Raw genomic sequence first — 23,265 nt, forward strand, 5'->3', positions numbered from 1 at the left:
GAAAAAAGGTCCTCAACAATGGATCCTGCTGCATTTGCCGTTCTGGTCGAACAGTGCGCCCCGAGGCCGGACCTGGTCCGGCCGCTGACGGCGATTGTGCGGCAGGCGAGCTCGTTCGAGCCGCTGCTCATCACGATTGAGGGGCGGAAACCGATTCCGATTCAGGCAACCAACCGTGACGAAGCGATCCAGCTCTCGACCGAGGCCATCGCCGCCGGCCAGCAGGTCCGGACCGGACTCGCTCAACTTGATGCCAGGGAAACAAAGCAGGCCGGCCTGACGGCTACCACGACATTCGACGCGTACAAGCATATCGCAGGCCTTGGCAAATTGTTTGACGCGCGACTGCAGTCAGCGAGCATGAAAAGCGCAGACTGCGACCAGGCGATTGCCCGTGTTGTTGTGAGTTTCGCCGCGAGGGCTCCCAGCACAACGCCGGAGCCTCGTACCCAGCCGATGGCGTCCGCCGGTGCCGACAGCTCCACGGGCGTCAGGGCGCCGACAATCAACATACCAGCACCCTCTGTCAGTGAGCATCCGAGCTGGGACGTCTATCGGGCAGGACTGGGCTCCTCAGCCTTCGTCTATGACCGATGAGGAACATCATTGTTTTCGTCTCAACTCAACATCGCGGTCCGGGCCGATCCGGCTGCATACCAATCGGGGCCATGTCATGACTTCTTCTCTTAAACACTCTGCTGCCCTCCTTTGCATGGGGGCCGTCCTCAGTATCGCCTTGATCGAGCCCGCCCTGGCGCAGACCGCGAACATCGAGGGCGTGCTCCAGAACATTGTCACGATGTTGACCGGCAACGTCGCGCGCCTGCTGGCGACCCTGGCGGTCATCATCGTCGGCATCGCCTGGATGTTCGGCTATCTCGATCTGCGCAAGGCTGCCTATGTCGTGCTCGGCGTCGCCATCACGTTCGGCGCCTCCGAGGTTGTCTCCACGTTGACCGGAGGTCGCTAATGATCGAGGCCACGCGTCTCACGGAGGACACCTTGTTCCTCGCCTGCACGCGTCCTGCCATGGTTGCCGGGGTCACCATGGAAGCGATGGCGCTCAACGTGATATTTTCCTGCATCCTGTTCCTGGCAGCCGGGAGCATCGTCTACGGCCTGGTCGCGATTCCGATCCATGGCCTCTGTCGCATCATCTGCCGCCACGACCCCAACATGTTCCGGATTCTGCTCGCCTGGATCGAAACCCGAGGGCGTGCACGCAACGCCACGTTCTGGGGCGGATCGTCCTGCACGCCGCTCACCCTCGTCCGGCGATATCGAACGAGGGACCTCGGTCATGCGTAATGCAACGCTTAAAACCCTGGAGATCGAGCCCGATGTCTACCTGCCGTTCGGCCGGCATGTCACTGCTACGGTGATCAGTCTTACAACACGTGCCCTGCTGACGGTGATCCAGATCGACGGCACTTCGTTCGAGACTGCCGAGATCTCAGATCTGAACGATCTTCATAGCAAACTAACTCTTACCCTGCGTAATATTGCAGATCCGCGGCTGGCGGTCTGGACCCATTTGGTACGCCGCCGAACGTCGGTCTATCCGGACGGCGCCTTCCAATCGAGCTTTGCGGCGGAACTTGACGCACAATATCGCGAACAGCTTCACAAGGAAGCGCTGTTTCGCAACGATCTCTATCTGACGCTGGTGTGTCATCCAGGGCGCGCGGCGACGGATACGGCGGCCGCGTTCTTCAGGCGCCTTGGCCGAAGCGCCGGGCACTCTGTCGAGGTCGACCGCGAGGCCCTGAAGCGGCTTGACGATGCAACGCGAGACATCGTCGCGGCGCTCGACCGCTACGGCGCCTGTGCGGTGGGATTGGTTGAGCGCGGCGGCATCACCTTCTCAGAACCGATGGAGTTGCTCCACGCGCTCGCCTCCGGGGAATGGATGCCGATGCCACTGCCCCAAGGCCCGATCGGCTCCGCGCTCTATTCAAACCGTGTCATCTTCGGCCGCGAGGCTCTGGAAATCCGCGGAGCCGGCGGATCGCGGTTCGCTGGCATGTTCGGACTCAAGGAATATCCGGCGTCCACCCGGCCTGGCCTGTTGAACGCGCTGCTTTCTGCGCCATTTGAACTCGTTGTCACGCAATCGTTCGCGTTTTTGGCGACGGCCGATGCCAAGACGGTTCTGACGCGCAAGCAGAACCAGTTGGTCTCGGCTCAGGACCCGGCTGCCTCGCAGATCGACGAACTCTCCGATGCGCTCGACGATCTCGAATCCAACCGGTTCGTGCTTGGCGAGCATCACCTCTCGCTCCTGGTCTACGCCGGTACGCCTTCGCAGCTGCAGGAACACATGAGCGTGGCAAGGCGCGCGCTGGCCGATGCGGGTGCGGTGGTCGCCAGGGAAGATCTTGGACTCGAGGCAGCCTATTGGGCGCAGCTTCCGGGGCTGTTCAAATACCGGGCACGCACCGGCGCGATCAACTCGCGGATTTTCGCGGCGTTCTCTCCCTTCCACACCTATCCCACAGGACAGCCAGCTGGCAACCATTGGGGGCCGGCGGTCGCGATGCTCAAGACCGCGTCCGGCTCGCCTTTCTATTTTTCCTTTCATCATGGCGATCTCGGCAATACCTTCATCTGCGGCCCCTCGGGGTCCGGCAAAACCGTCGTGCAGAACTTCCTGCTGTCGCAGGCCGAGCGGCTCGGCGCGTCCTACGTTTTCTTCGACAAGGACCGTGGCGCCGAGATTTTCGTCCGCGCCGCCGGTGGCACCTATCTGACCCTCCATAACGGCGCCCCGACCGGGTGCGCGCCACTCAAGGCCCTGGATCTGACGCCAGCCAATCTTTCCTTCCTGGGCGAACTGGTCCGGAAACTCGTCACGCCGGACGACCGCCCGCTGACCGTGATCGAGGAGGAGCGCATCGATTCCGGGTTGCGAGCGCTCGGTCAACTGCGGCAGGCGGAGCGCTCATTCGGGGCATTACGGGCTTTTCTCGGCCAGCAAGATCGCGAGGGCATTGGTGCGCGGCTCGAGCGATGGTGCCGGGGAGCTCCATTCGGCTGGGTGCTCGATGGCGATCACGACGCCATCGGCCTTGACGCCCGGTTCATTGGTTTTGACATGACCGACCTGCTGGATCATCCCACCGTACGCACGCCGCTGATGATGTATCTGTTTCATCGCGTTGAGCGCCTGATCGACGGCCGGCGCCTGATCATCGACATCGACGAGTTCTGGAAAGCGCTTGGCGACGAAGCATTTCGTGATCTCGCCAACAACAAGCTGAAAACCATCCGCAAGCAGAACGGTGTGATGGTGTTCGGCACGCAGTCTCCGCGCGATGCGCTGGGCTCCCCGATCGCGCACACCATTGTCGAACAGTGCCCGACGCAAATCTTCCTGCCGAACGCGCGGGGAACGCGCTCGGACTATGTCGACGGGTTTCACCTGACCGACACGGAGTTCCGCCTGATCAAGGAGGAGCTCTCTCCCGAAAGCCGGCGCTTCCTTGTCAAGCAAGGCCACAACTCGGTGGTGGCGGAACTAGATCTCGGCGGGTTCGACGACGCGCTCGCGGTGCTTTCCGGGCGCACCGAAACCGTCGAGCTCCTCGACCGCATTCGCTCCGAGATCGGCGACGATCCGGCCCAATGGTTGCGGGTATTTCACGCAGAGCGGAGGAAAGTCCGATGATGCGTCAGCGTATTTCGGCGATGTTCGCGTCCGTGTCAGTTGTGACGCTTCTGACGGCATCTCCGGGAGGAGCGGAGATTGTGTTCGACCCAAGCGTGTTTGCGCGGCAATTTGAGCAACTGACGGAACTGAAGAAGCAGGTCGACACCCTGACGTCGCAGCTCAAGGTCGCACAGGACCAATTGAACCAGGCCAAGCAGCTTTATGACAGCTTCAACAAACGGACCAATGCCAACGACATCGGAGCGCTCTTAAACACGCCACAGTTTCGCAAAGTGTTGCCGCAACAGTTTGCCGTTATCGAAAAGCTGGTCGCGGGGCAGGGCAGCGGCATTTTTGCGAATTCGATCAACCAGTATCTCAATCAAAATCGCGCCTATGCCGGCAATAGCGGCAATTCGTATTACGAGAGCGAGCTCGACCGGATCGCCCGGCAGACTGGCGCCAAGCACTCCATGGGCCAGGCGGTGTACGACACCGCCTCGCAGCGCGTCGATGCACTTGAGGAACTCAGAACCCGCATCAGCTCGGCAACCGACGCCAAGGAGATCCTCGATCTGTCCGCGCGGCTGCAGGCCGAACAGGCGCTGCTGCAGAACGACGTGCTCCGGATGCAGGGTCTGGCAATGATCCAGCAGGCCCGCACCGATATGGACGCACAGCGGGAGCGGGAGAAACAGCGACAACTCGTCGATGAGATCAAGGCAGCCCTGCAATGAAAACGATGACTTCTATTCTAGTGTTGCTTGCCGCAACAATCAGCCTCACGGGCTGCAACGAGGCCGACACCAGTCATCCGCCGAAAACAGTCAGCTGGTTTTTTGAACATCGCGACGAGCTTGCGGTGGCTCTCAAAGCGTGCCGCGACAACCCGGGCCAACTCGCAAAGACGCCAAATTGCGTCAACGCCAATGAAGCCCGCAACAAGGTCACCGTCCAAGAGATGAAAGACGCCCTGAAATAAGGATCGCCGCGATGGCCGTTAACGTCTTCGACAGCTTCTTGAAAGAGTTCGAGCAACCGATCACGGCATTCGTGTCGACCTCGGCTTCGAATCTTGCCTCCTACATCGATGGTCCGCTGCGTACTGCCGTGATGCTCTACGTTATCCTTTACGGTTTTGCCGTGATGCGGGGAGCGATTTCCGAGCCGATCATGGAATTCGCCTGGCGGGCGATGCGGATCGTGGTCGTGGTCGTGGTCGTGGTCGTGGTCGTGGTCGTGGTGTTGCTAGCGACGAACTCGAGCACATTCCAACAGTACGTGACGGGATTGTTCTTCGACTCTTTGCCGAAGGAAATCGGCAATGCGTTGGCGGGCTCTGGACTGAATACCAGTTCCGGAGCTCCGTTCGATCAGCTTCTGTCCAAAGGTATTGACGTAGCCAACAAGATCTACGACCAGGCTGGCCTGACCAACATCGCGCCCGCACTGATTGCGGCCATTCTCCTGGTCTTTGTGGCTGTCGGGTCGTTTCTGCAATTCGCCATCCTGCTCTACGCCAAAGTTGGTCTCGGCGTCGTGATCGCGCTCGGCCCGGTCTTCATTGCGCTGGGACTATTTGAGGCGACCCGCCCGTTTACAGAAGCGTGGCTTCGGCAGGTCGCCAATTTCGTGATCCTGCTGGTGCTGGTGGTCGCTCTGGTCGGGCTGATGCTAACCACCGTCACCGGCTTCATCGACAGGTTCGCGACAAACGCGGGAACGGCGGGCGAGATGGTGCTGGCCGCGGTCGCCATCAGCGCGGTGCTCGGTCTGTCCGGATACATCGCGCTTCATTTGCCGATCGTCGCGGGCGGTCTCGCCGGGGGCGGCGCCTCGCTGGCGAGCCGGCTGGTGACGAGCCCGTTAATTGCCAATGCGACAGCCGCCGCTGGCGGAGCATACGCCGGCGCGCGCTGGTCGGCCAGCCGGGGTCTCGCGGCGATGAGAGCTAGCCGGCAGGGCGGCAGCATGCGGCGCACACGCTCGCAGGGGACTACGGCCGCGTAAGCAATAGTCGCCGGCATCAGGCGACAGAGAATAACAGGGGCATCAGAACGATGTGGCGTCGACTATTCATCATTTGCGTCATCGCATGGCAGCTTGGCGGCTGCGCAATATGGTCCAAGGGGCCGCCGTCTTGCGACGGCCTGGCTCGGCGGCCGCTTAATCGCTCGTTGTGGGATTGGGAATCCGGGGCGCCGTTGGCAACACCGGAGCCGCCAGTTCCGCCATCCGCACCAATTATCCGCAAGGGTGAAAGTAGCCCCCCAGCGCCCTCCGTTCATCTCGCCGCATCCGGCCGCGGGATCGACATTGCGGCCTCTTATCGCGCCTGCGGCAAGGAGGCGTGAGATGATCGGGCATGATGACCTGAAAGCCTACTTCGATAATGCGCGGCGATGGGAACAGGATCTGTTGCTCTCGGCCCATCGCTCGCGGCGAATAGCGTGGGTGATTGCCGCGGGCGCCTGCGCTTTGGCGGTGGCCTCGGTCGGCGCGGTCGCTGCACTTGCGCCGCTGAAGACGGTCGAGCCATTCGTCATCCGAGTCGATAGTGCCACCGGCATTGTGGACACCGTCGCCGCCCTCAATTCGACGCCGGCGCGCTACGACGAAGCCGTCACCAAATTTTTTCTTGGGCGCTACGTGCGCGCGCGGGAAGGTTACAGCTATCCGGAAGCCGAAACTAACTTTCGCACGATTTCCTTGCTCTCGGGGCAGGGCGAACAGGCTCGTTTCGCAGCCTGGTACCGCGGCTCCAATCCCGAAAGCCCACAGGTCGTTCAAGGCCGTTTCGGGATCGCGACGGTGCGTATCAAGGCGATTTCGCTGTTGGCCGACAATGTCGCGTCGGTGCGTTTCATGAAGGAAAGCCGCAAGGGTGAGGAAACCCGCGTCACCCATTGGGTCTCGACCCTGACGTTCTCTTACGCCAACGCGCCGATGTCCTCCGCCGACCGTCTGATCAATCCACTCGGCTTTCTGGTTTCGGAATACCGGGCCGACCCGGAGGTGCTGCCATGAAACGTTTCGTGCTCTTGATGACTTTAGCCCTCGGATTTGCAGGACCCGTGCTGGCACTGCAGCAGCCCGCACCGGGTCAACGCGACGCGCGCGTGCGCACCGTGACCTATGACCCCGCCAATGTGGTCCAGGTCAACGGCGTGATTCGGGCTTCGACCCAGGTCGTGTTTTCCGACGATGAGGAGGTCGCCCATGTCGCGATCGGTGACGCGGTCGCATGGGAGGTCGCACCGGCAGGTTCGATCCTGTTCCTAAAGCCGCGTGAAAAACATTCACCGACCAACCTGCAGGTCGTCACCACCCGCCCCGACGGGCGCAAACGCTCCTATCAGTTCGAGTTGTCGATCGCCGAGACCACGCTGGCGGACAGTTACTTTGTCGTCCGCTTCGCCTATCCCGGTGACGAGATCGAGCGTCGGCGCGCTGAGGCGGCCGCCCGCGGCGCCGAGCGGGAAGGCGCGCTAATCGAGCAGACTTTTGACCTGCATCATGCCTATGGCGCGCGCAACTGGCGGTTTTCGGCTCAGGGCTCGATCGACCTCGAACCGGAAGCCGTCTTCGACGATGGCAAGGAGACCACGTTCCGCTTCGCTGGCAATCGCGAGATCCCGGCGATCTACCTGATCAACTCGGACGGATCGGAAAGTCTGGTCCCTAAGGATGTCCGCAGCGAGCTCGTGGTGGTCCACGCCACGGCACGCGAGTTTCGACTGCGCAAGGGCGACATCGTGCTCTGCATCTTCAATGAAGCGTTCGATGCCGTAGGCGTCAATCCCGGCACCAACACCACAAGCCCCTCGATCGAGCGGCGGGCGAAGAAGTCACCTCCAACCCGCAAAGCACAATAGCGAGCGCAGCATGACCGAGCTTGAGAATGAGACGCTTGCCGGCGACCGCGGCATTACCCCGGTGGGAGGAGGAGACAATGGTCGAACAGCGATGCTCAAGCGCGGCTTCGGCGCGCTCGCGCTCACGGCCTTTGCCTTCCTCATCATCTGGGGCACCTGGAAAGGCGACAAGCCGGTCACCGATTCCGCCCGCAAGCTCATGATCCGCCAGGCGGCGGCATTCGAGCCCGTCGCGGAGCTACCTTCCGCGCCAATCACAACAGCGTCCATTCCGGTCGCGCCAATCTCAGCCCCACCAGCGGCCCCCACGCCCGCACCGGATCAGATGCTGGAAAGCGCGCGGCGCGCGCCGGTGCTGGCCTATAACCGGCCGATCGCATCGGGGCGACCGACCCGCGACGGCGTGACCGGAAGTGTTCCCATCGATCCCTATGGTTTTGGGCGGGCCGAGCCACGCAACGAACTTGCCGACAAGCTGAAACCCACGCCGATTGAGGGTGTGCGCGCAGCGCGGCTTCCCAATCGCAATCTCGTGGTCACCCAGGGCACATCGATCCCGTGCGTGTTGGAGACCGCGATGTCGTCGGATGTGGCCGGTTTTGTCTCCTGCGTCGTGCTGCGCGACGTGATGTCGGATTCTGGCAACGTGGTGCTCATGGAAAAGGGCACGCAGGTGGTCGGCGAATATCGCGGCAATGTACGGCGCGGCTCAAAACGCATGTTCGTGCTGTGGACCCGCGCCAAGACGCCGACGGGCGTCATCGTGGCACTGGCCTCGCCTGCCACGGATGCGCTGGGCCGTGCCGGCTTCGACGGCGATATCGACACCCATTTCTGGGAGCGGTTCGGTTCAGCGCTGTTGCTGTCGATCGTCAACGACGCCTCCTCGATCGGGCGCCAGCAACTGCAAGACAGCTCGATCCAGGTGAATAATACCACTGGCGCCACCAACACCGCGGCCGGTATCGCCGTTGAGCAGTCGATCAACATCCCACCGACCCTGAACAAGAATCAGGGCGAACTCGTCAATATCTTTGTGGCGCGCGATCTCGATTTCTCCTCGGTCTATCAACTCAAACGGATCGAAACCCGCACCCAGATTTTCGACCGTACCGTCCCCGGAGCCATCGTCGGGCCGGCTGTGGTGACGAAATGAGCGCGGTCACCTCTATCGAGCGCGATGGCGGCCGCCTGGTGCTGGCGCGCTACCTCGAACCGCTGGCACCGTACCTGGCGGATAACACCCTGACCGAAATCGTCGTCAACCGTCCCGGCGAGATTTTTGTGGAAGGGCCTGACGGTTGGACCCGGCATGAAGCAGCCACCCTCACGTACCCTTACCTCTCGCATCTTGCGACCGCTGCTGCAGGCCTCACGCTTCAAGATATCGGTCCGGAACACCCTGTTGTGTCGACCAGCTTGATCGGTGAAGAGCGATGTCAGATCGTGGTAACGCCAGCGGTCCCGGCCGGCACGGTCAGCCTTACGATCCGCAAGCCCTCGACGCTGACCATGAACCTGGACTCTCTCGAGCGGGTAAGGCTGTTCGACGAGGTCCGCTCCGTTGGCGACGAGCTTGACCCCGATGAACACCGATTGATCGCCCTGAAAGAAGCCGGCCACTGGCGCGAGTTCCTCGAGCTTGCGGTGCGCACCCGCCGCAATATCCTGATCTCGGGGGCGACCGGTTCGGGCAAGACCACTCTGTCCAAGGCGCTGATTGCGGCGATCCCAGCGCATGAACGGCTGATCACCATTGAAGACACCGCCGAGCTCGTCCTCCCGCATCAGAATTGCGTCCGGCTGCTCTATGCCAAGGACGGGCAGGGCGTTGCCAGAACCGGCCCCCGCGAACTGCTGGAATCGTCCTTGCGCATGCGGCCCGACCGCATCCTGCTGCAGGAGCTGCGCGACGGCACCGCCTTCTTTTATCTCAGAAATGTGAATTCGGGGCACCCGGGATCGATCACGACAGTTCACGCGGACAGCGCCCGCCTTGCCTTCGAACAAATGACCTTGCTGGTCAAGGAGAGTGCGGAGGGACGTGACCTTCATCGCGACGATATCCGTTCGCTGTTGCTGCATCTGGTCGACGTTGTCGTCCAGATGCAGAAGCGGGGCGGCCGCTACCGTATTTCGGAACTCTACTATGACCCCGTTCGCAAACGCGACCACGCCCGTTAAGGCGGCGCTGGGCACGGCGCTTGCGCTCGGTGCCGGCGCAATATTTCTGCTTGTCGCCTCAAACATTCTGCTGCTCGGCCTCAGGCTCCATGATGGCGGCTTTCACTGGTTGGAGATCGCCACAGGCTGGCCGCGTTATGGCGCCGACCCGCGTTTCGACCGCTGGCTGACGCTGTCGACCCTCGCCGGTGTGGTTGTGGTCTTTGGCCTGCTCGGCGCCATCCTCCGGCACCGTCCGCTTCCCCTTCACGGCAACGCCCGTTTCGCTTCCGAGCGCGAGATCAAGGCTGCCGGCCTGCGATCCAGGGAGGGTCTGCTGCTCGGCCGCAAAGATGGTGCCATGCTCTGCTTCGGCGGATCGGAACACGTTCTCCTCTACGCCCCAACCCGCGCCGGGAAGGGCGTCGGCTATGTCATTCCAAACCTGCTCAATTGGCCGGATTCAGTCGTTGCGCTCGACGTCAAGAAGGAGAACTGGGATCGCTCCGCCGGCTTTCGCGCCGCCCACGGGCAGGAGGTCCATTTGTTCGATCCCCTCGACGAAAACGGTCGCACCGCGCGCTACAATCCACTGGGCTATGTGCGCAGCGATCCTGCCGACCTCTATGACGATCTGCAGCGCATCGCGGTCATGTTGTTTCCGGCCGAAAGCCGCGGCGATCCGTTCTGGTTCGAGGCGGCTCGTTCGTCCTTTGTGGCGATCGGCGGCTATGTCGCGGAGACGCCAGGCTTGCCATTGACGATCGGCGAGATCCTGCGTCAGCTGTCGGCGACCCAGGATCTCAAGACTCACTTTGACAAAGTCATCACAGACCGCAAGGCAGGTCCTTCACCGCTGTCGCGGTACTGCATCACGGCGCTGAACGATTTCCTCGCCGCCTCCGAGAACACATTGAACTCGGTCCGCAAGACGGTGACGGCCCGACTCGGCCTCTGGCTCAATCCCCGCATCGATGCCGCAACCTCGACCAACGATTTCGACCTGCGGCAGCTGAGGCGGCGTCCCATGTCGATCTATCTCGGGGTGACGCCTGATAATCTCGATCGCATGGCGCCGCTGCTGAATCTGTTTTTTCAGCAGGTGGTCGATCTCAATACCCGCGAACTGCCGGAACAGAACCCCACACTCAGTCGCAAAGTGCTGCTGTTGCTCGACGAATTTCCGGCACTGGGCAATGTCAATGTGCTGGCAAAATCGGTCGCCTTCATCGCCGGATACGGCATCCGCCTTCTCACCGTCGTGCAGAGCCCGGCGCAGTTGCGCGCGATCTACGGGATCGACGCCGCCCGCAACTTCACGACCAACCACGCCATTGAGGTGGTATTTGCACCGAAGGAGCAGGACGTGGCCAATGAGCTCTCGGAGCGCATCGGCTACGACACCGTGAAAGCGCGCAGCCGCAGCGGTCCGAAGGGTCTCGCGATGCGCTCGACCAGCGAGACCATCTCCGAACACCGCCGCGCTCTGATGCTTCCCCAAGAGCTCAAACTTCTTCCGAAATCCAAGGCCTTCATCCTCGGCACCGGAATTCCACCCATCATTGCGGATAAGATCATCTATTACGAGGACAAGGCATTCCTGCAGCGATTGCTGCCAGCGCCGGTGCCAGAATTGCCCAAGGGACGCTCAAACGCGCTGCTTGATGCCGAAATCAAGGAACTCCGTTCCGAGGTCGCTGAACTTCGAGCGGTGTTCCGGGCGCGGCCCATGACCGATGAGGAGGTGGCCGACCCCTCCACGATTCCCGCGAATGCCTCATTCGACTTTGGGGACGTGAATGTCGACCTCGAAGGTCTCTCGGAGGATGACATGAAGGCCTGGACTCTGAGCTATATCGATGCCCAAGCCATCCCGCCGGCGCGACGGTCCGGCCGCAAGAAAAACGAGCCGCAGCATGAACGACACGCGTGACGATAGCGAGGACTTCAGTCTCGAACGGCAAGGTCGCGCCCGGCGCGATTCCAATAGAGACAAGGGGGGTGACGACACTGCAGCCAGGTCAGCGCCGACCGACCAGCCATCCTCCGCGACGGGCCAGGACAATGCCTTCCCGGATCGTATCCGCCGCAAATACTATGTGGTGGCCAACGCGTCGGGAAGAGATGCGCCGGATGGCGAAGCGCGGCTTTATGCGGATGCGCGGGGCGAGTATCTCGCATTTAAAGTCACAGAAGATCGCCTGGTCACGCGGCTGGTCGCCGCCGAGGTGATCCGCGACATGGTCAGCGTGGTGCAACATCGACAATGGGAGGCCCTCCACGTCCGCGGCTCCGCGAAATTCCGGCGCGAGGCATGGCTTGAAGCCGGCGCGCGCGGTATCGAAGTCCAGGGTTATCAGCCGACTGATCTCGATCGGCAGGCACTCTCCGATCGGCAGGAAGCCTCGAACCGAACACATCCCCATACGCACGAGGTGGAGGTTCGTTCGGGTTCTGACAAAGACCGGCGCGGGGAACGACTTGACTACGACAGAGGTGTCTCAGGACGCTTGATCGAGGTCGGCCGGGCACCCTATCGCAATCATGACGGTGCCGAGACATCCACCTATGTGGTCGTGGAGCTCGACAACGGCCGGCAACATCAAGTGTGGGGCGTGGGGCTTGAAAAGGCGACCGCCGATAGCGGGGCAGGGCCTGGCGATCGCATCCAAGTGCGCAGGGATGGTGTCGAACGCGTCGCCAAAGATATTAAGGTCATCGATGCGGCAAGCGGGAGTGCGCGTATTGAGCGGCGGCAGGTGCCTCGCAACCGTTGGCGGGTGACGGCGGAGAGGTTTCGCGCGGCAGATCGGCAGACTGCCGCTCGAGATCCGGACCTTGTCGCGGCACAGTCGCAAATTGTAGCCTTAGAGAAGCTCCTAGAACGCGCGTTCCCAAAGGACGAGCACGCACGTCGGCGTGTCGCGGATGCTGTCAAGGAGCGCATCGCCCAACACATCGAGAAGGGGCATTCGTTTGCGCCGGCGACGGTCATAGAACCCGTTCGAGATCGTCATCAACCGGGACGCGACAAGGAAGAGGTCCGACAAAGCCGGAGCGGCGAGCGCATGAGAATGCAGGAGCGTGGCCGCTGAATGCGCAATCTATCTTTCCGGCTTGACGTCAGTCATAGCCCGGTGTGATTAAGGCTCCAACATGCTGATCCAGGAGGCAATCGACGTCGCCGTTATCGTGAACGCTCTGAGAGCTCTGGGTGATGAGAAATTGCCCTAGTCAGCCGCGCCTGTGGAGCGCGAGACCATCCCCGAACGAACGGCGATTTTAGCGCGCAAAGCGCGCGTTCGGCAAGTCGTTCCGATCTCGTCACGCTTCAGCGTCCTGAGCAATTTCCTCCAACGATGCGAGGCGTGGTCTCCAGGTGTAACTGCACGCCTCCGGAGACCTACACCGGATACTTGCCAACAGAGATTTGCCTGTTCATGGTGTCAACGGCGGTCTTCATCCATGCTGGAATGGTTGCTTCCGCATGGACTTTCGGTCGTAGAACCAAGCCTTGGCTCCTTCCGTCGCGGCAATGTAGCCAACGACGATCGCGAGGACTGTGCTCATCTGGAGAGCCGATAAAGGCACAAAGCCAACAATCGAACTCAAGGGGCCGAGGAACGGAATCGCGAGTGTCCCGGTGGCAACTACAAGCGTGGTCCATAACAGCAGGCGACTGGGCCTGCTTCGAAAAGCCGGTCTCTGCGTTCGCAGGATAAGCACAACGGCGAGTTCGGTCAGCACCGAGACGATGAACCAAAACGTTTGAAACGTCGGCTGGTCGGCGTGAAAAACAAGCAGCAGCGCCGAAAATGTTACGAGATCGAAGACCGAGCTGATCAGTCCAAAGACGATCATGAAACGCCTGACATTCTTGATATTCCAGCGCTGAGGCAGAAGTAAGCGGTCAGGATCGACGTTGTCGCTTGAGATTGCAATCGACGGCACGTCGGAAAGAAAATTGTTCAGCAGGATCTGCTTGGCCGCCAGCGGCAGGAACGGAAGCAGCGGCGCGGCCAGCGCCATGCTCAGCATGTTTCCGAAGTTCGCGCTGGTGGTGATCGAAATATATTTGAGCGTGTTGGCGACGGTCCGCCTTCCATCCTCGACGCCGCTGCGCAAGCAATCGAGATCGCGGCTCAACAGGATAATGTCGGCGCTCTCGCGCGCGACATCCACGGCCCCCTCAACCGAGATGCCGACATCGGCTGCATGCAGGGCCGGCGCGTCGTTGATGCCGTCGCCGAGATATCCGACCGAGTGCCCGGTTTTCTGCAAGGCGCGGACAATCCGCTCTTTCTGTTGGGGATCGATCTCAACGAAAAGGTCGGTGCGTGGCGCCAGATGCCATAACGCCTCATCCCTGAATTTACCCAGGGCCTCGCCGGTTAGCATCGACTTCGGATTGAGACCAACGGCCTTGGCCAAATGTGCCGTCACATGGCGGTTGTCTCCGCTAATCACCTTGATGCGAATGCCGAGCTGCGCGAGGTCGTGAGAGCTGGCGCCGGTTGTTTGGACAGCGCCCCGCGGGATTTAAGTGGATTCCTGCCGGGTTATGCTGAACGCGGGGCCTTACGATTTTGTCGTTGCGTCGGGAGGGCGTAGCCCGACCAGAGCGACGACAAAATCGTCGGCGACGGTCATGCGGCCATCACCATAGCTTGCGTGCCGAAGTAAGCCTCGTCGGGCGTGCGCCCGTCAAGGCTCGAGTGAGGGCGTCCCTGATTGTAGAAGGCCAGATACTTGGCAATTGACGCTCGCGCCTCGGACACGCTGTCGTAGGCGCGGAGATAAACTTCTTCGTATTTGACCGTGCGCCAGAGCCGCTCGACAAACACGTTGTCGCGCCAGGCGCCCTTGCCGTCCATGCTGATGGCGATCTTCGCGTCCAGCAGCACATCGGTGAACTCGAGGCTGGTGAACTGGCTGCCCTGGTCCGTGTTGAAAATCTCGGGCCTGCCGTGCTTCGCCAACGCCTCCTGGACCGCTTCGACGCAGAAGGCCGCCTCCATTGTGATCGAGACGCGATGGGCCAGGACCCGTCGGCTGAACACATCGACGACCGCCGCGAGATAGACGAAGCCACGCCGCATCGGAATGTAGGTGATGTCCATTGCCCACGCCTGGTCGGGCCGCTCGATCTTCAATCCGCGCAACAGGTACGGGTAGATCTTGTGACCCGGTGCCGGCTTACTCGTGTTCGGGCGACGATAGACCGCCTCGATCCCCATGCGCTTCATCAGCGTCGCGATGTGGCGGCGACCGGCGTATACGCCCTCCCGCCGCAGCAACGATCGCTGCATACGCGCTCCCGCGAAGGGATAATCGAGATGCAGCTCATCGAGCCGACGCATCAAGGCAAGGTCCTCGGCCGAAACTGGCCGAGGTTCATAGTAGACCGTGCTGCGAGCCAGCTTCAGGACCTTCGCCTGGCGCACGATAGAAAGATCATGACCGCGGTCGATCATCGCTTTGCGCTCAGCAGGCCCGCCTTGGTGAGCGCGCCGGACAAAAAATCGTTTTCCAACGCCAGCTCGCCGATCTTGGCATGTAACGCCTTCAAATCGACCGGCGTCTCGGCCGACGCCTTGTCATGCCCAAACACGCCGGCGGCGCCTTCCAGGAGCTGGTTTTTCCAGATCGTGATCTGGTTCGGATGAACATCAAACAGTTGCGCCAGCTCCGCCAGCGTCTTGTCGCCTTTGACCGCAGCCAAAGCAACCTTCGCCTTGAATGCCGGAGAATGCATCCGGCGGCTCTTCTTCGTCATCTTCGCTCCTGATTCGCAGCAAGAATCCTCGCCGCTGTCAGGCAGAAAATCCACTCAAGCTACTGTCCGAATTTGCGGAGCCAGCTCTGTGGATCGTGCGCTGCGCCTCGGCTTTGGGTGGGTCGGAGAAAATCAAAAATCCGCGGAACGTCATGTCGTGCTCTTGATCGCGCCCATAATGTGGCTCGGCCGCGACCCTGCGTGTAGCCACGGCCAGGACCCGGAATCCCTCGGTCCCCTTGGCCTCAAAGACCGCACCAAGTTCGGTGCGCAATGCGCTCGTAAGGGGGATATCGACGGCATCGCGTTCGAACGACGAGCAGATATCGAGCACATTGGAAAAAGCACCCTTGGTGACGATGAGATGCTGGGTCTGATTGCCGTCTTCCGCGACCACGATGGTCAGCCGGCGGCGAACGAAGTCGTAGGGGATTTCGTCGATTTTGGCAAAACCCTGCGTCGTCAAGCCCGTGGTTCTGCCCGCGGCCACGATCGCGGCATCGAGCGGATTTTCGATGCCGGTCTCGAACGCCGCGTTGAGGAAGGCAAACTTGCTGACTTCGTCGGCTGGCCGATTGTTCGCGTCCAGCACACCGTTGAGAACGATGGTGCCCTCGGTCAGCGTGCCGGTCTTGTCGGTGCACAGGATATCCATGCTGCCGAGATTCTCGATGGCCTCCAGGCGGCGGACGATGACGCCGCGCCGGCCCATGGCCCGGGCCCCCGCGGACAGGGTCACACTGACGATCGCCGGCAACAACTCGGGCGACAGACCGACGGCGAGCGCGACGGCAAACAGCAGGGACTCAATCACCGGACGACCGAGAAGCAGATTTACGGTCAGGACGAATAGAACAATGATGACCATCGCGCGGATTAGAAGGTATCCGAACTGACGCACGCCCCGCCCGAAATCCGTCTCGGGCTCGCGGGTTTTAAGCCGTGCCGCGATTGCGCCAAACACGGTCCGGAGACCGGTTTCGACGACAACAATCTTCGCCGTGCCGCTTTGGACCGAGGTGCCTAGAAAGACTGCATTCGTCCTGGCAGAAACAGCCGCCTCCGGCTTTATGATCCCAGGCTGTTTTTCGACAGGAAATGACTCGCCTGTCATGCTGGCTTCATTCACCAAGAAATCCACCGCCTCGATTACGAGGCCATCGGCCGGAATCAAATTACCTGCTGACAGCAGGATGATATCGCCGGGTACGATGGTGCTGACGGGCACAGCCAGTTCGACACCGTCCCGCAGGACGCGGCATGTCATCGCCAAGCGGCGTTTCAGTTCCTCGACCGCCGTCGACGCGCGGTACTCCTGGAACAAGCCGAGCAGGGTGCTTCCGAGCACGATCGCCAGAAATGATGGTCGAGTCCACCCACTGTTGCAGCACCAGCGAGATCGCCGCGGCGAATATCAGAATGAGAACGAGCGGGCTCTCGAATTGCCGCAGAAACAAACGAAGCGCGCTCAGGCGGGATGATTCTTCAACGACGTTGGGACCCACTAGGCGTAGCTGCGCGATGGCTTTCTCCGAAGAAAGGCCACCGGGACCCGATCCCAACGAGGTCATCAGCGCAACAGCGTCCCGGCTCCAGTAGGGGCTATCAAGGCATGGACCGCTCATTCACCATTCCAATCCATAACGGACGCCGCGGCAATTCTTTGACGACTTGTTCCAAGCGCCCAAGCCAGTCTGTGCTGCGGTCGCGGTAAATGGCTACGATGCCAGGCGGCGATCGAAACAAGCGGGACCCACCCGGAGTTGCCGCACGGGTCCCCAGCATGGAACCGGAACACTGCCTTTGAGGCGTCGCTCGGCAAGATGCTCCTGCAAACTACTGCGCCAAATGCCTTTGATATTGATCTTGAGCAAAGTCGCGTCATAAGATTGCGGGCAATCTCCAAGCGTGAGCTAAATGAAGGCAGCGCGGCTGTCTTTGAGGGCATCAACGATAGACCGCAATTCGACGGTGGTCCCGATGAAAAAGCCAGTCCTCTCAATTGATGAGCCGGAGGTGAAAAAGGCACTACGAGCCGATAGACCTCCTACCGAAGGTTTCGTGGTGATCGTCGACGGCCATTTCAAGTCGGAGTTTGACACAATGGCCGCCGCTGAAGCATCAAGCCGGAAGCTGAAGTCGGCCTATCCGATGCTCCAGATCGAAATCTACGACGCTGCCAAAAAGAGCCGAACTCTGTTGAGCTAGTCCACTAAACTATCAGGAACATCATCGGGAGGGAGTATGGCTCTCCTAAAGCGAGAATTGTATCGACAGGTAAATGGACCGGAAATCACCCATGCCGATCGCTGTTGCCTGGTATTCGATACGGACAACAAGAAGCTGTATGTCGAGCGCGAGATAGCCCATTTGGAGGCCAGCATTGGCGGCACGGTCGGTTATCAGACGACCGCTATGGATATTGCGGATTACCTAACGCAAGGCGGGCAGACCGCCGGCCATCGCGAATTATGGCGCTTGCTGAGGGCTCTCTTTGATGAGCGTAGCAGCCTGCCATCCGAAGATTAGTTATGGATGTTGAGTTTCGGAGCTCCTTAGATCTCCAAAGCCGGCACCAATGTGCCGCAAGAGTTGTGCTTGACCCACATCAAGCAGTGGCGCATGGCAACATGGTATTCGATAATCTGGGCAATAAAACGCTTGGAAATCCACGGAGATGCGCAAATGTCTACACAAAGCAACATCCACTTCTATGTGAATTGGGCCAAGGAGCGCCTCGATGAAATGGACGCGACGTTGACCTCACTTGAGAGCAAAGTCGCTGAAGTGCAAGCCGACGCCCGCGATAGCGCGGACAAGGTTCTCACGATTCTGCGCAAAAAACGCGATGACTTTCGGAACATTGTCAAGAAACAGTCGGAACCGAATGAGGCCGCCTGGATCAGCGCGCAGGCGCAACTGGAGACTGAGTGGAGTTCCTTTGAGACCGAAGCAAGGAAATATATCGAGAGCTTCGTCAAGCAAGTCGAACAACAGCAGGCGACGTTTAAACTTCAGGCCGCCGCCCAACTGAACGCCTGGCGCGAAGCGGCCGACAAACTTGGCTCCGCTGCCAACGAATTCGCTGCTGAACGTCGGGACGAAATCGACGCCGCCCTGAAGCGCATGAAGGCAGATGCCGTCGCCGCGGAGGCAAAGCTCCTGAAGCTGAATGAGGCGGGGACCCAGTCCTGGTCCGTACTGACGGCCGCTCTAACAGAAACACGGGCTACTTTCGATCGCGCCAATCAGGCGCTGCGGGAGCAGTTCAAGCGAGCCGCCTGATCAAGACAACTGGCCTTTCCAAGGACCGCTCGAGCTTGGCGGTCTTTGGCGGGGTTGCTCGTGGTGGGGAAGGGCGCACTGTGCCGTGATATGGGATGAGTTCGTGCGGTTGACCAATCGAGAGTCATATTACGCAGCTGCGATGGTCATATTGCTCTGCCTTGGCCCACTCGTCGGGATCGCGAGTGCCCAAACAAGTAATCCGCCTGCAATTGTTGAGGTATGTACCCCCTGTCACGGCATAAATGGCACCGGGGGCGATGTTGAAAAGCCAAATCTCGCCGGACAAACGAGTATCTATATTCGCGAGCCACTTTTGGCTTTTCGATCCGGCAAGCGCAAACACCCCGACATGAAATCGATCGCCCGCGACTTGTCAGACCGGGAGATCGATCAGCTGGTGATCTATTACTCTACCTTGCCGCCCAGCTGACACGTTTCCGAATGGCACCTCACGTCCGCCAGCACTTCAGACGTTTCTGTCGTGAGCGAATTGACCCCTCTACCGGTTTGACATGGTCAAAAACCTGGTTTCCCAGAGGCTTTCCATGAAGAGATACTGTCTCGCTTTTCTCATGACCTGCGCCTCGGTTGAAGCCAGTTATGCGGTAGATCGCGAACACCAGCGGGCAAAGTCTATGCTCGAAACAATGTGTGGGCGATGCCACGCGGTGGGCGCAACGGGGCGGAGCCCGCACACGGACGCACCTCCGTTTCGAACCTTCGGAGAGAACAAGCTTTATGACAGTGATTTCGGACAACGACTAGAAGACGGCTTAAGCACTATTCACCGCGACATGCCGACCTTCAAGTTTAGCCGACGTGATGCTGATGCGGCAGTCAACTATCTCAGATCAATTCGGCATTCCAGCAAGTCAAAGCCATAGCGGCGGTGCATCTCACTGACTTAAGTTACCCTTGAAACCGCCGCTACCGGGCGCAACCCTGCGGGGCGTCGATGGTCTTCCGTTACTCGTAGCGCAGCGCTTCGATCGGATTGAGCCGGGCGGCCTTGCGCGCGGGGTAGTAGCCGAAGAAGATGCCAACAGCCGCCGAGAACAAGAACCCTCCGGCAATCGCGGCGAGCGATATAGGTGCCGGCCAGCCGGTGAGGGCCGAAATAGCAAGGGAGAGGGCCGCTCCGATGAGAATTCCGACGATGCCGCCGCTGACGCTGATGAATATCGCTTCGGCAAGAAACTGCAGGAGGACATGCAACCTTCGTGCGCCAATCGCCATCCGCCATCCGTAACCCGATCTCCCGCGTCCGTTCAGTCACGGAGACGAGCAGGATGTTCATGATGCCGATGCCGCCGACCACAAGCGATATCGACGCCACCGCGGCCAACAGAAGCGCCATGATGCGGCTGCTGCCCTCCGCGGTTTCCGCGATCTGACTGAGATTCCTCACGGAAAACTCGTTGCTGGTGCCGGGCCTGATATGGTGGCGGCGTGCCAGGATGTCGGTTGCCTGGCTGATAGCCGTCTGGATGCTGGTCTGATCTACCGCCTGCACATAAATCTGGTTCACGAACCCGATCAAGCGAGGTTGGAGGCCGTAAGGGTTTGGCGGCGTCGGGTAGATCCAGTTGATGGCCGTTTGCTGCTGACTCGGGGACGCAACGCCGAGAATCTTGCGTTCGGCCGTCGTGAAGGGAACCATGATCAGATCGTCCTGGTCCTGCCCAAAGGACGTCTGCCCCTTGGTGTCGAGGATCCCAACCACCCGCAACGAAACCCCTCTGGCCTGCACGATTGCGCCGATCGGATTCTGAGAAGTGCCGAACAATTGTCGGCGCACGGTCTCGCCGAGCACGGCGACCAATGCCGCGCTGCGCTCATCGTCCGGTGTGATGGCCCGTCCGGCTGCGATCTGCCAGTTCGTCATCGGCGGGTAATTGGAACTCACTCCCTGGATGCCGGTGGTCCAGTTCTGGTTTGAAAACCGGATCTGCCCGGACTGGCGGATGAGGTAACTCACCTCGCCAGCGGCAGGCGCCTCTCGCCGGATCGCATGGACATCCGCGACGGTCAGCGTCGAGGCGCTTCCTGATCCGCCACGGGCGCCTCCGCTGGTGGCGGCCCCCGGCAGTATGACAACGAGGTTGGTACCGAGCCTTGCGATCTCCTTGCGGACCGCCTCATTGGCCCCCTGGCCGACGGACACCATGACGATCAATGCGGCGACGCCAATGAAGACCCCGAGCATGGTCAGCGCCGAGCGCATCTTGTTGCGCCAGATCGCCTCTGCTGCTGCCGTCATCACCATCCAGGCAAACGGCCATGATGCTCCCGACAATCCGCCATAGCGCTGCGGGGCTGTCGGCTCGGAGGGAAAGGCTTGATCGCTCGCCGCCCGGGCCGCCAGCATTGTGGTCCGAGGCGGCTTGTCGCGTGGCGTATTTTTCACATCCGAGATAATCTGGCCGTCGCGCATGGTCAGCACGCGATCGGCAAAAGCCGCAACGTCGGCCTCATGCGTAACCACGATGATGGTGACGCCTTGCTCGCGATTGAGCGAGCTGAGCGTCTGCATGATCTCGTGCGAGTTGCGGGTATCGAGATTGCCGGTCGGTTCATCGGCCAGCAGCAGGCTCGGCCGGTTGATCAGGGCGCGCGCGATCGCAACCCGCTGCTGCTGTCCGCCCGATAGCTGGCCTGGCGTATTGCGCTCGCGGTCGCGCAAGCCGAGTTTGTCCAGGGCGGCACGCGCCCGATCGAAGCGCGTGCGCGCATGGGCCTGACCGGACATCGTGTATAGAAGAGGCAAGGCAACATTGTCGATAGCGCTGGTGCGCGGCAGCAGATTGAAGCTCTGAAACACGAAGCCAAGCCGCTCGCTTCGCAGCCCGGCGAGGTCCGGCTCGGCAAGCTGCGCAACGTCGATGCCATCGAACCAGTAGCGGCCGCCGGTAGGCTGATCCAGGCAACCAAGGACCGACATCAACGTCGACTTGCCCGATCCGGACGCGCCCATGATGGCGATGAACTCGCCGTGTTCGACGGTCACGCTGACGTCGCGAAGCGCGTAAACATCGATATCGCCGACGTGGTATGTCCGCGACACCTTCTCAATCCTGATGACCGGCTCCGGCATAGTCGTCAATCTCGGCTTGGTGGCTGCGCAATCAGAGTCTTGGTCGTGGCACGCCTGAGCGTGCGTTCGCCGAGTTCTGCTGTTCGGCCACAATCACCTTGTCGTCGACCTTGAGTTCGCCCTGGACGATTTCTGTGAACTCGTCGTCATCGAGCCCCGGCGTCACTTGAATTGGAGCCGGCGCTCCGTCGCGGAGTACCCAGACGCGCGCCTGCTTTCCTTCTGGAAGGGCGGCTCCGGTCGGGACGTAACGGAGCGCCTGGTTCGGGACGCGCAGCACCCCACTGCGTTGGTCGACGATGATCCGGGTCGCGGCCGTCAGGCCCGGCTTGAGTGCCAGGTCGGAGTTATCGACGCTGACGACAACGTCGTAGGTGACGACGTTCTGCACCGTTTGCGGGGACTGGCGAACCTGGGTTACCCGGCCTTCGAAAGCGCGCCTGGAATATGCATCGACGGTAAACGTCGCCTTGTTGCCGTTCCTGATACCACCGATGTCGCTTTCGCTGACATTGGCGTCGACCTGCATCTTGGTGAGGTCAGTCGCGATGAGGAACAGGGTAGGGGTCTGGAAGCTCGCTGCAACGGTCTGCCCCATGGTCACGTTACGGGAGACAACCGTGCCGTCCACCGGCGAGATACTGTTGGTGTAATCGAGATTGACCTGCGCCGCGTCAAGCACCGCCTGGCGTTGCCGAATGGTGGCTTCGTCGAATGCGATTTGCGCCAGGGCCTGATCGTACACGTTCTTCGCGTTGTCGTAGGCGTCCCTCGATACGGCGTTGGTTTGAACGAGAGTCGCAAGACGTCCCAACGAGAGCCTGGCATAGGTCAGCGATGCATTGTCCTTCTCCAGCTGCGCTTTCGCGACGGCGAGGTTCGCCTTCCCCTGATCCACGATGCTCTGATACGGGCGCGGATCGATTTTGGCGCAGGACTGTCCGCGCTTGACTTGCGTATTGTAGTCGCAGCTCAGTTCCTGGATGACCCCGGATACGTAGGTCCCGACGATGATCGTCAATTCGGGGTTGACGGTCCCCGTCGCGCTGATGCTGCGGGCGATCGGCCCAATCGCGACGGGCACGGTCGCGTAGCGAATTCCCGGGCTGCTGCCGACGGACCACCAGACGTAAATGGTCGCAACGGCAAGCACGAGCGCCAGCCCAACCCCGATAGCCCAATGCCTGGCTGCTCCTCGTTTTTGGGTCGCCGGCTCCCGAACCGGGCGCTCGGCCGTCGGAAACGGTACAATTTGCGGTGTGTCTTTATTGCCAGTTTCGCTGGGGCCCGACTGTTTGCTCATTTTGCCTAACCTCACGGAAACGACTGCTCTCGAAGAGGTTCAAATCTAGTTCGCTATGACCGGAGACAGTTGATCGGCATCAAGTGCACTGCTCGGCTGAACCTGGTTTGGCTCAAG

Annotated in this window: 23 protein-coding genes and 1 pseudogene; 18 read left to right on the plus strand and 6 right to left on the minus strand. The window is 60.8% G+C overall.

Annotated elements, in window-relative coordinates; translation table 11 throughout:
* The first annotated feature begins 18 nt into the window (after positions 1–18).
* From HAP54_RS51230 to HAP54_RS51290, 13 genes are all read left to right on the plus strand, one after another.
* The gene (locus tag HAP54_RS51230; protein WP_166308871.1) at positions 19–597 is read left to right on the plus strand and encodes a lytic transglycosylase domain-containing protein; all 579 of its coding nucleotides are present in this window, start codon (positions 19–21) and stop codon (positions 595–597) included.
* Between the two features lie 76 nt (positions 598–673).
* On the plus strand, positions 674–970 hold the full coding sequence (locus HAP54_RS51235; RefSeq protein ID WP_166309000.1) for a TrbC/VirB2 family protein: 297 nt from the start codon (positions 674–676) through the stop codon (positions 968–970).
* Positions 970–1,308, plus strand: coding sequence for a type IV secretion system protein VirB3 (locus HAP54_RS51240; protein ID WP_166308874.1), 339 nt, complete (start codon positions 970–972; stop codon positions 1,306–1,308). Before HAP54_RS51235 ends, HAP54_RS51240 begins: the two co-directional genes overlap by 1 nt.
* On the plus strand, positions 1,301–3,667 hold the full coding sequence (locus HAP54_RS51245; protein ID WP_166308877.1) for a VirB4 family type IV secretion/conjugal transfer ATPase: 2,367 nt from the start codon (positions 1,301–1,303) through the stop codon (positions 3,665–3,667). The genes HAP54_RS51240 and HAP54_RS51245 overlap by 8 nt, the downstream gene beginning before the upstream one ends.
* Positions 3,664–4,386, plus strand: a complete 723-nt coding sequence (virB5, locus tag HAP54_RS51250) for a P-type DNA transfer protein VirB5 (RefSeq protein ID WP_166308880.1) — start codon at positions 3,664–3,666, stop codon at positions 4,384–4,386. Before HAP54_RS51245 ends, virB5 begins: the two co-directional genes overlap by 4 nt.
* A complete protein-coding gene (locus HAP54_RS51255; RefSeq protein ID WP_166308883.1) occupies positions 4,383–4,631 on the plus strand; it encodes an EexN family lipoprotein in 249 nt (82 codons plus the stop codon). Before virB5 ends, HAP54_RS51255 begins: the two co-directional genes overlap by 4 nt.
* Before the next feature lie 11 nt (positions 4,632–4,642).
* Entirely contained in the window at positions 4,643–5,659 is a 1,017-nt protein-coding gene (locus HAP54_RS51260) for a type IV secretion system protein (protein ID WP_166308886.1), read from the plus strand.
* 345 nt (positions 5,660–6,004) lie between these two features.
* On the plus strand, positions 6,005–6,676 hold the full coding sequence (locus tag HAP54_RS51265) for a virB8 family protein (protein ID WP_166308889.1): 672 nt from the start codon (positions 6,005–6,007) through the stop codon (positions 6,674–6,676).
* The gene (virB9, locus tag HAP54_RS51270) at positions 6,673–7,524 is read left to right on the plus strand and encodes a P-type conjugative transfer protein VirB9 (protein WP_166308892.1); all 852 of its coding nucleotides are present in this window, start codon (positions 6,673–6,675) and stop codon (positions 7,522–7,524) included. Before HAP54_RS51265 ends, virB9 begins: the two co-directional genes overlap by 4 nt.
* A 10-nt stretch (positions 7,525–7,534) precedes the next feature.
* Positions 7,535–8,680 (plus strand): type IV secretion system protein VirB10, encoded by a 1,146-nt coding sequence (gene virB10, locus HAP54_RS51275; RefSeq protein WP_166308895.1) that lies wholly within the window; start codon positions 7,535–7,537, stop codon positions 8,678–8,680.
* On the plus strand, positions 8,677–9,708 hold the full coding sequence (virB11, locus tag HAP54_RS51280) for a P-type DNA transfer ATPase VirB11 (RefSeq protein WP_166308898.1): 1,032 nt from the start codon (positions 8,677–8,679) through the stop codon (positions 9,706–9,708). Before virB10 ends, virB11 begins: the two co-directional genes overlap by 4 nt.
* Positions 9,674–11,620 carry a type IV secretory system conjugative DNA transfer family protein gene (locus HAP54_RS51285; RefSeq protein WP_166308901.1) on the plus strand — a complete coding sequence of 649 codons (1,947 nt, stop codon included), beginning with the start codon at positions 9,674–9,676 and terminating at the stop codon, positions 11,618–11,620. Before virB11 ends, HAP54_RS51285 begins: the two co-directional genes overlap by 35 nt.
* The gene (locus HAP54_RS51290) at positions 11,604–12,782 is read left to right on the plus strand and encodes an LPD7 domain-containing protein (protein ID WP_166308904.1); all 1,179 of its coding nucleotides are present in this window, start codon (positions 11,604–11,606) and stop codon (positions 12,780–12,782) included. The genes HAP54_RS51285 and HAP54_RS51290 overlap by 17 nt, the downstream gene beginning before the upstream one ends.
* A gap of 364 nt (positions 12,783–13,146) precedes the next feature.
* Here HAP54_RS51290 and HAP54_RS51295 read toward each other — a convergent pair whose 3' ends face one another.
* From HAP54_RS51295 to HAP54_RS51310, 4 genes and pseudogenes are all read right to left on the minus strand, one after another.
* Complete coding sequence (locus HAP54_RS51295) at positions 13,147–14,154, minus strand: HAD-IC family P-type ATPase (protein WP_339156991.1); 1,008 nt, start codon at positions 14,152–14,154, stop codon at positions 13,147–13,149.
* A 179-nt stretch (positions 14,155–14,333) separates the two neighbouring features.
* Positions 14,334–15,463 (minus strand): IS3-like element ISRj2 family transposase gene (locus HAP54_RS51300; protein ID WP_166204126.1). Its coding sequence is split into 2 segments (ribosomal slippage): positions 14,334–15,211 and positions 15,211–15,463, totalling 1,131 coding nucleotides; the frame shifts between segments, so codons are not numbered across the junction.
* Positions 15,464–15,500: 37 nt separating this feature from the next.
* Positions 15,501–16,787 carry an HAD-IC family P-type ATPase gene (locus tag HAP54_RS51305; protein WP_248114206.1) on the minus strand — a complete coding sequence of 429 codons (1,287 nt, stop codon included), beginning with the start codon at positions 16,785–16,787 and terminating at the stop codon, positions 15,501–15,503.
* 130 nt (positions 16,788–16,917) lie between these two features.
* Positions 16,918–17,088: pseudogene (locus tag HAP54_RS51310) on the minus strand (cation-transporting P-type ATPase); the annotation flags it as partial.
* Positions 17,089–17,380: 292 nt separating this feature from the next.
* On the opposite strand from HAP54_RS51310, the gene HAP54_RS51315 reads away from it, so the two are divergent.
* The 5 genes from HAP54_RS51315 (at position 17,381) to HAP54_RS51335 (ending at position 19,635) form a co-directional block, all read left to right on the plus strand.
* On the plus strand, positions 17,381–17,671 hold the full coding sequence (locus HAP54_RS51315) for a hypothetical protein (protein ID WP_248114205.1): 291 nt from the start codon (positions 17,381–17,383) through the stop codon (positions 17,669–17,671).
* Between the two features lie 57 nt (positions 17,672–17,728).
* Positions 17,729–17,992, plus strand: coding sequence for a hypothetical protein (locus HAP54_RS51320; protein WP_166308907.1), 264 nt, complete (start codon positions 17,729–17,731; stop codon positions 17,990–17,992).
* 69 nt (positions 17,993–18,061) lie between these two features.
* Entirely contained in the window at positions 18,062–18,748 is a 687-nt protein-coding gene (locus HAP54_RS51325; RefSeq protein WP_312022728.1) for a hypothetical protein, read from the plus strand.
* A gap of 85 nt (positions 18,749–18,833) precedes the next feature.
* Positions 18,834–19,181, plus strand: a complete 348-nt coding sequence (locus HAP54_RS51330) for a c-type cytochrome (protein WP_166308910.1) — start codon at positions 18,834–18,836, stop codon at positions 19,179–19,181.
* A 217-nt stretch (positions 19,182–19,398) separates the two neighbouring features.
* On the plus strand, positions 19,399–19,635 hold the full coding sequence (locus tag HAP54_RS51335) for a cytochrome c (RefSeq protein WP_339156994.1): 237 nt from the start codon (positions 19,399–19,401) through the stop codon (positions 19,633–19,635).
* A gap of 20 nt (positions 19,636–19,655) precedes the next feature.
* Here HAP54_RS51335 and HAP54_RS51345 read toward each other — a convergent pair whose 3' ends face one another.
* Positions 19,656–21,845: an ABC transporter permease gene (locus HAP54_RS51345; RefSeq protein ID WP_422653187.1), complete on the minus strand. Its 2,190-nt coding sequence runs from the start codon at positions 21,843–21,845 to the stop codon at positions 19,656–19,658.
* 31 nt (positions 21,846–21,876) lie between these two features.
* A complete protein-coding gene (locus tag HAP54_RS51350; protein WP_166308913.1) occupies positions 21,877–23,148 on the minus strand; it encodes an efflux RND transporter periplasmic adaptor subunit in 1,272 nt (423 codons plus the stop codon).
* Positions 23,149–23,265 lie beyond the last annotated feature (117 nt).

Source organism: Bradyrhizobium sp. 2S1, assembly GCF_011516625.5.
GTDB lineage: Bacteria > Pseudomonadota > Alphaproteobacteria > Rhizobiales > Xanthobacteraceae > Bradyrhizobium > Bradyrhizobium septentrionale.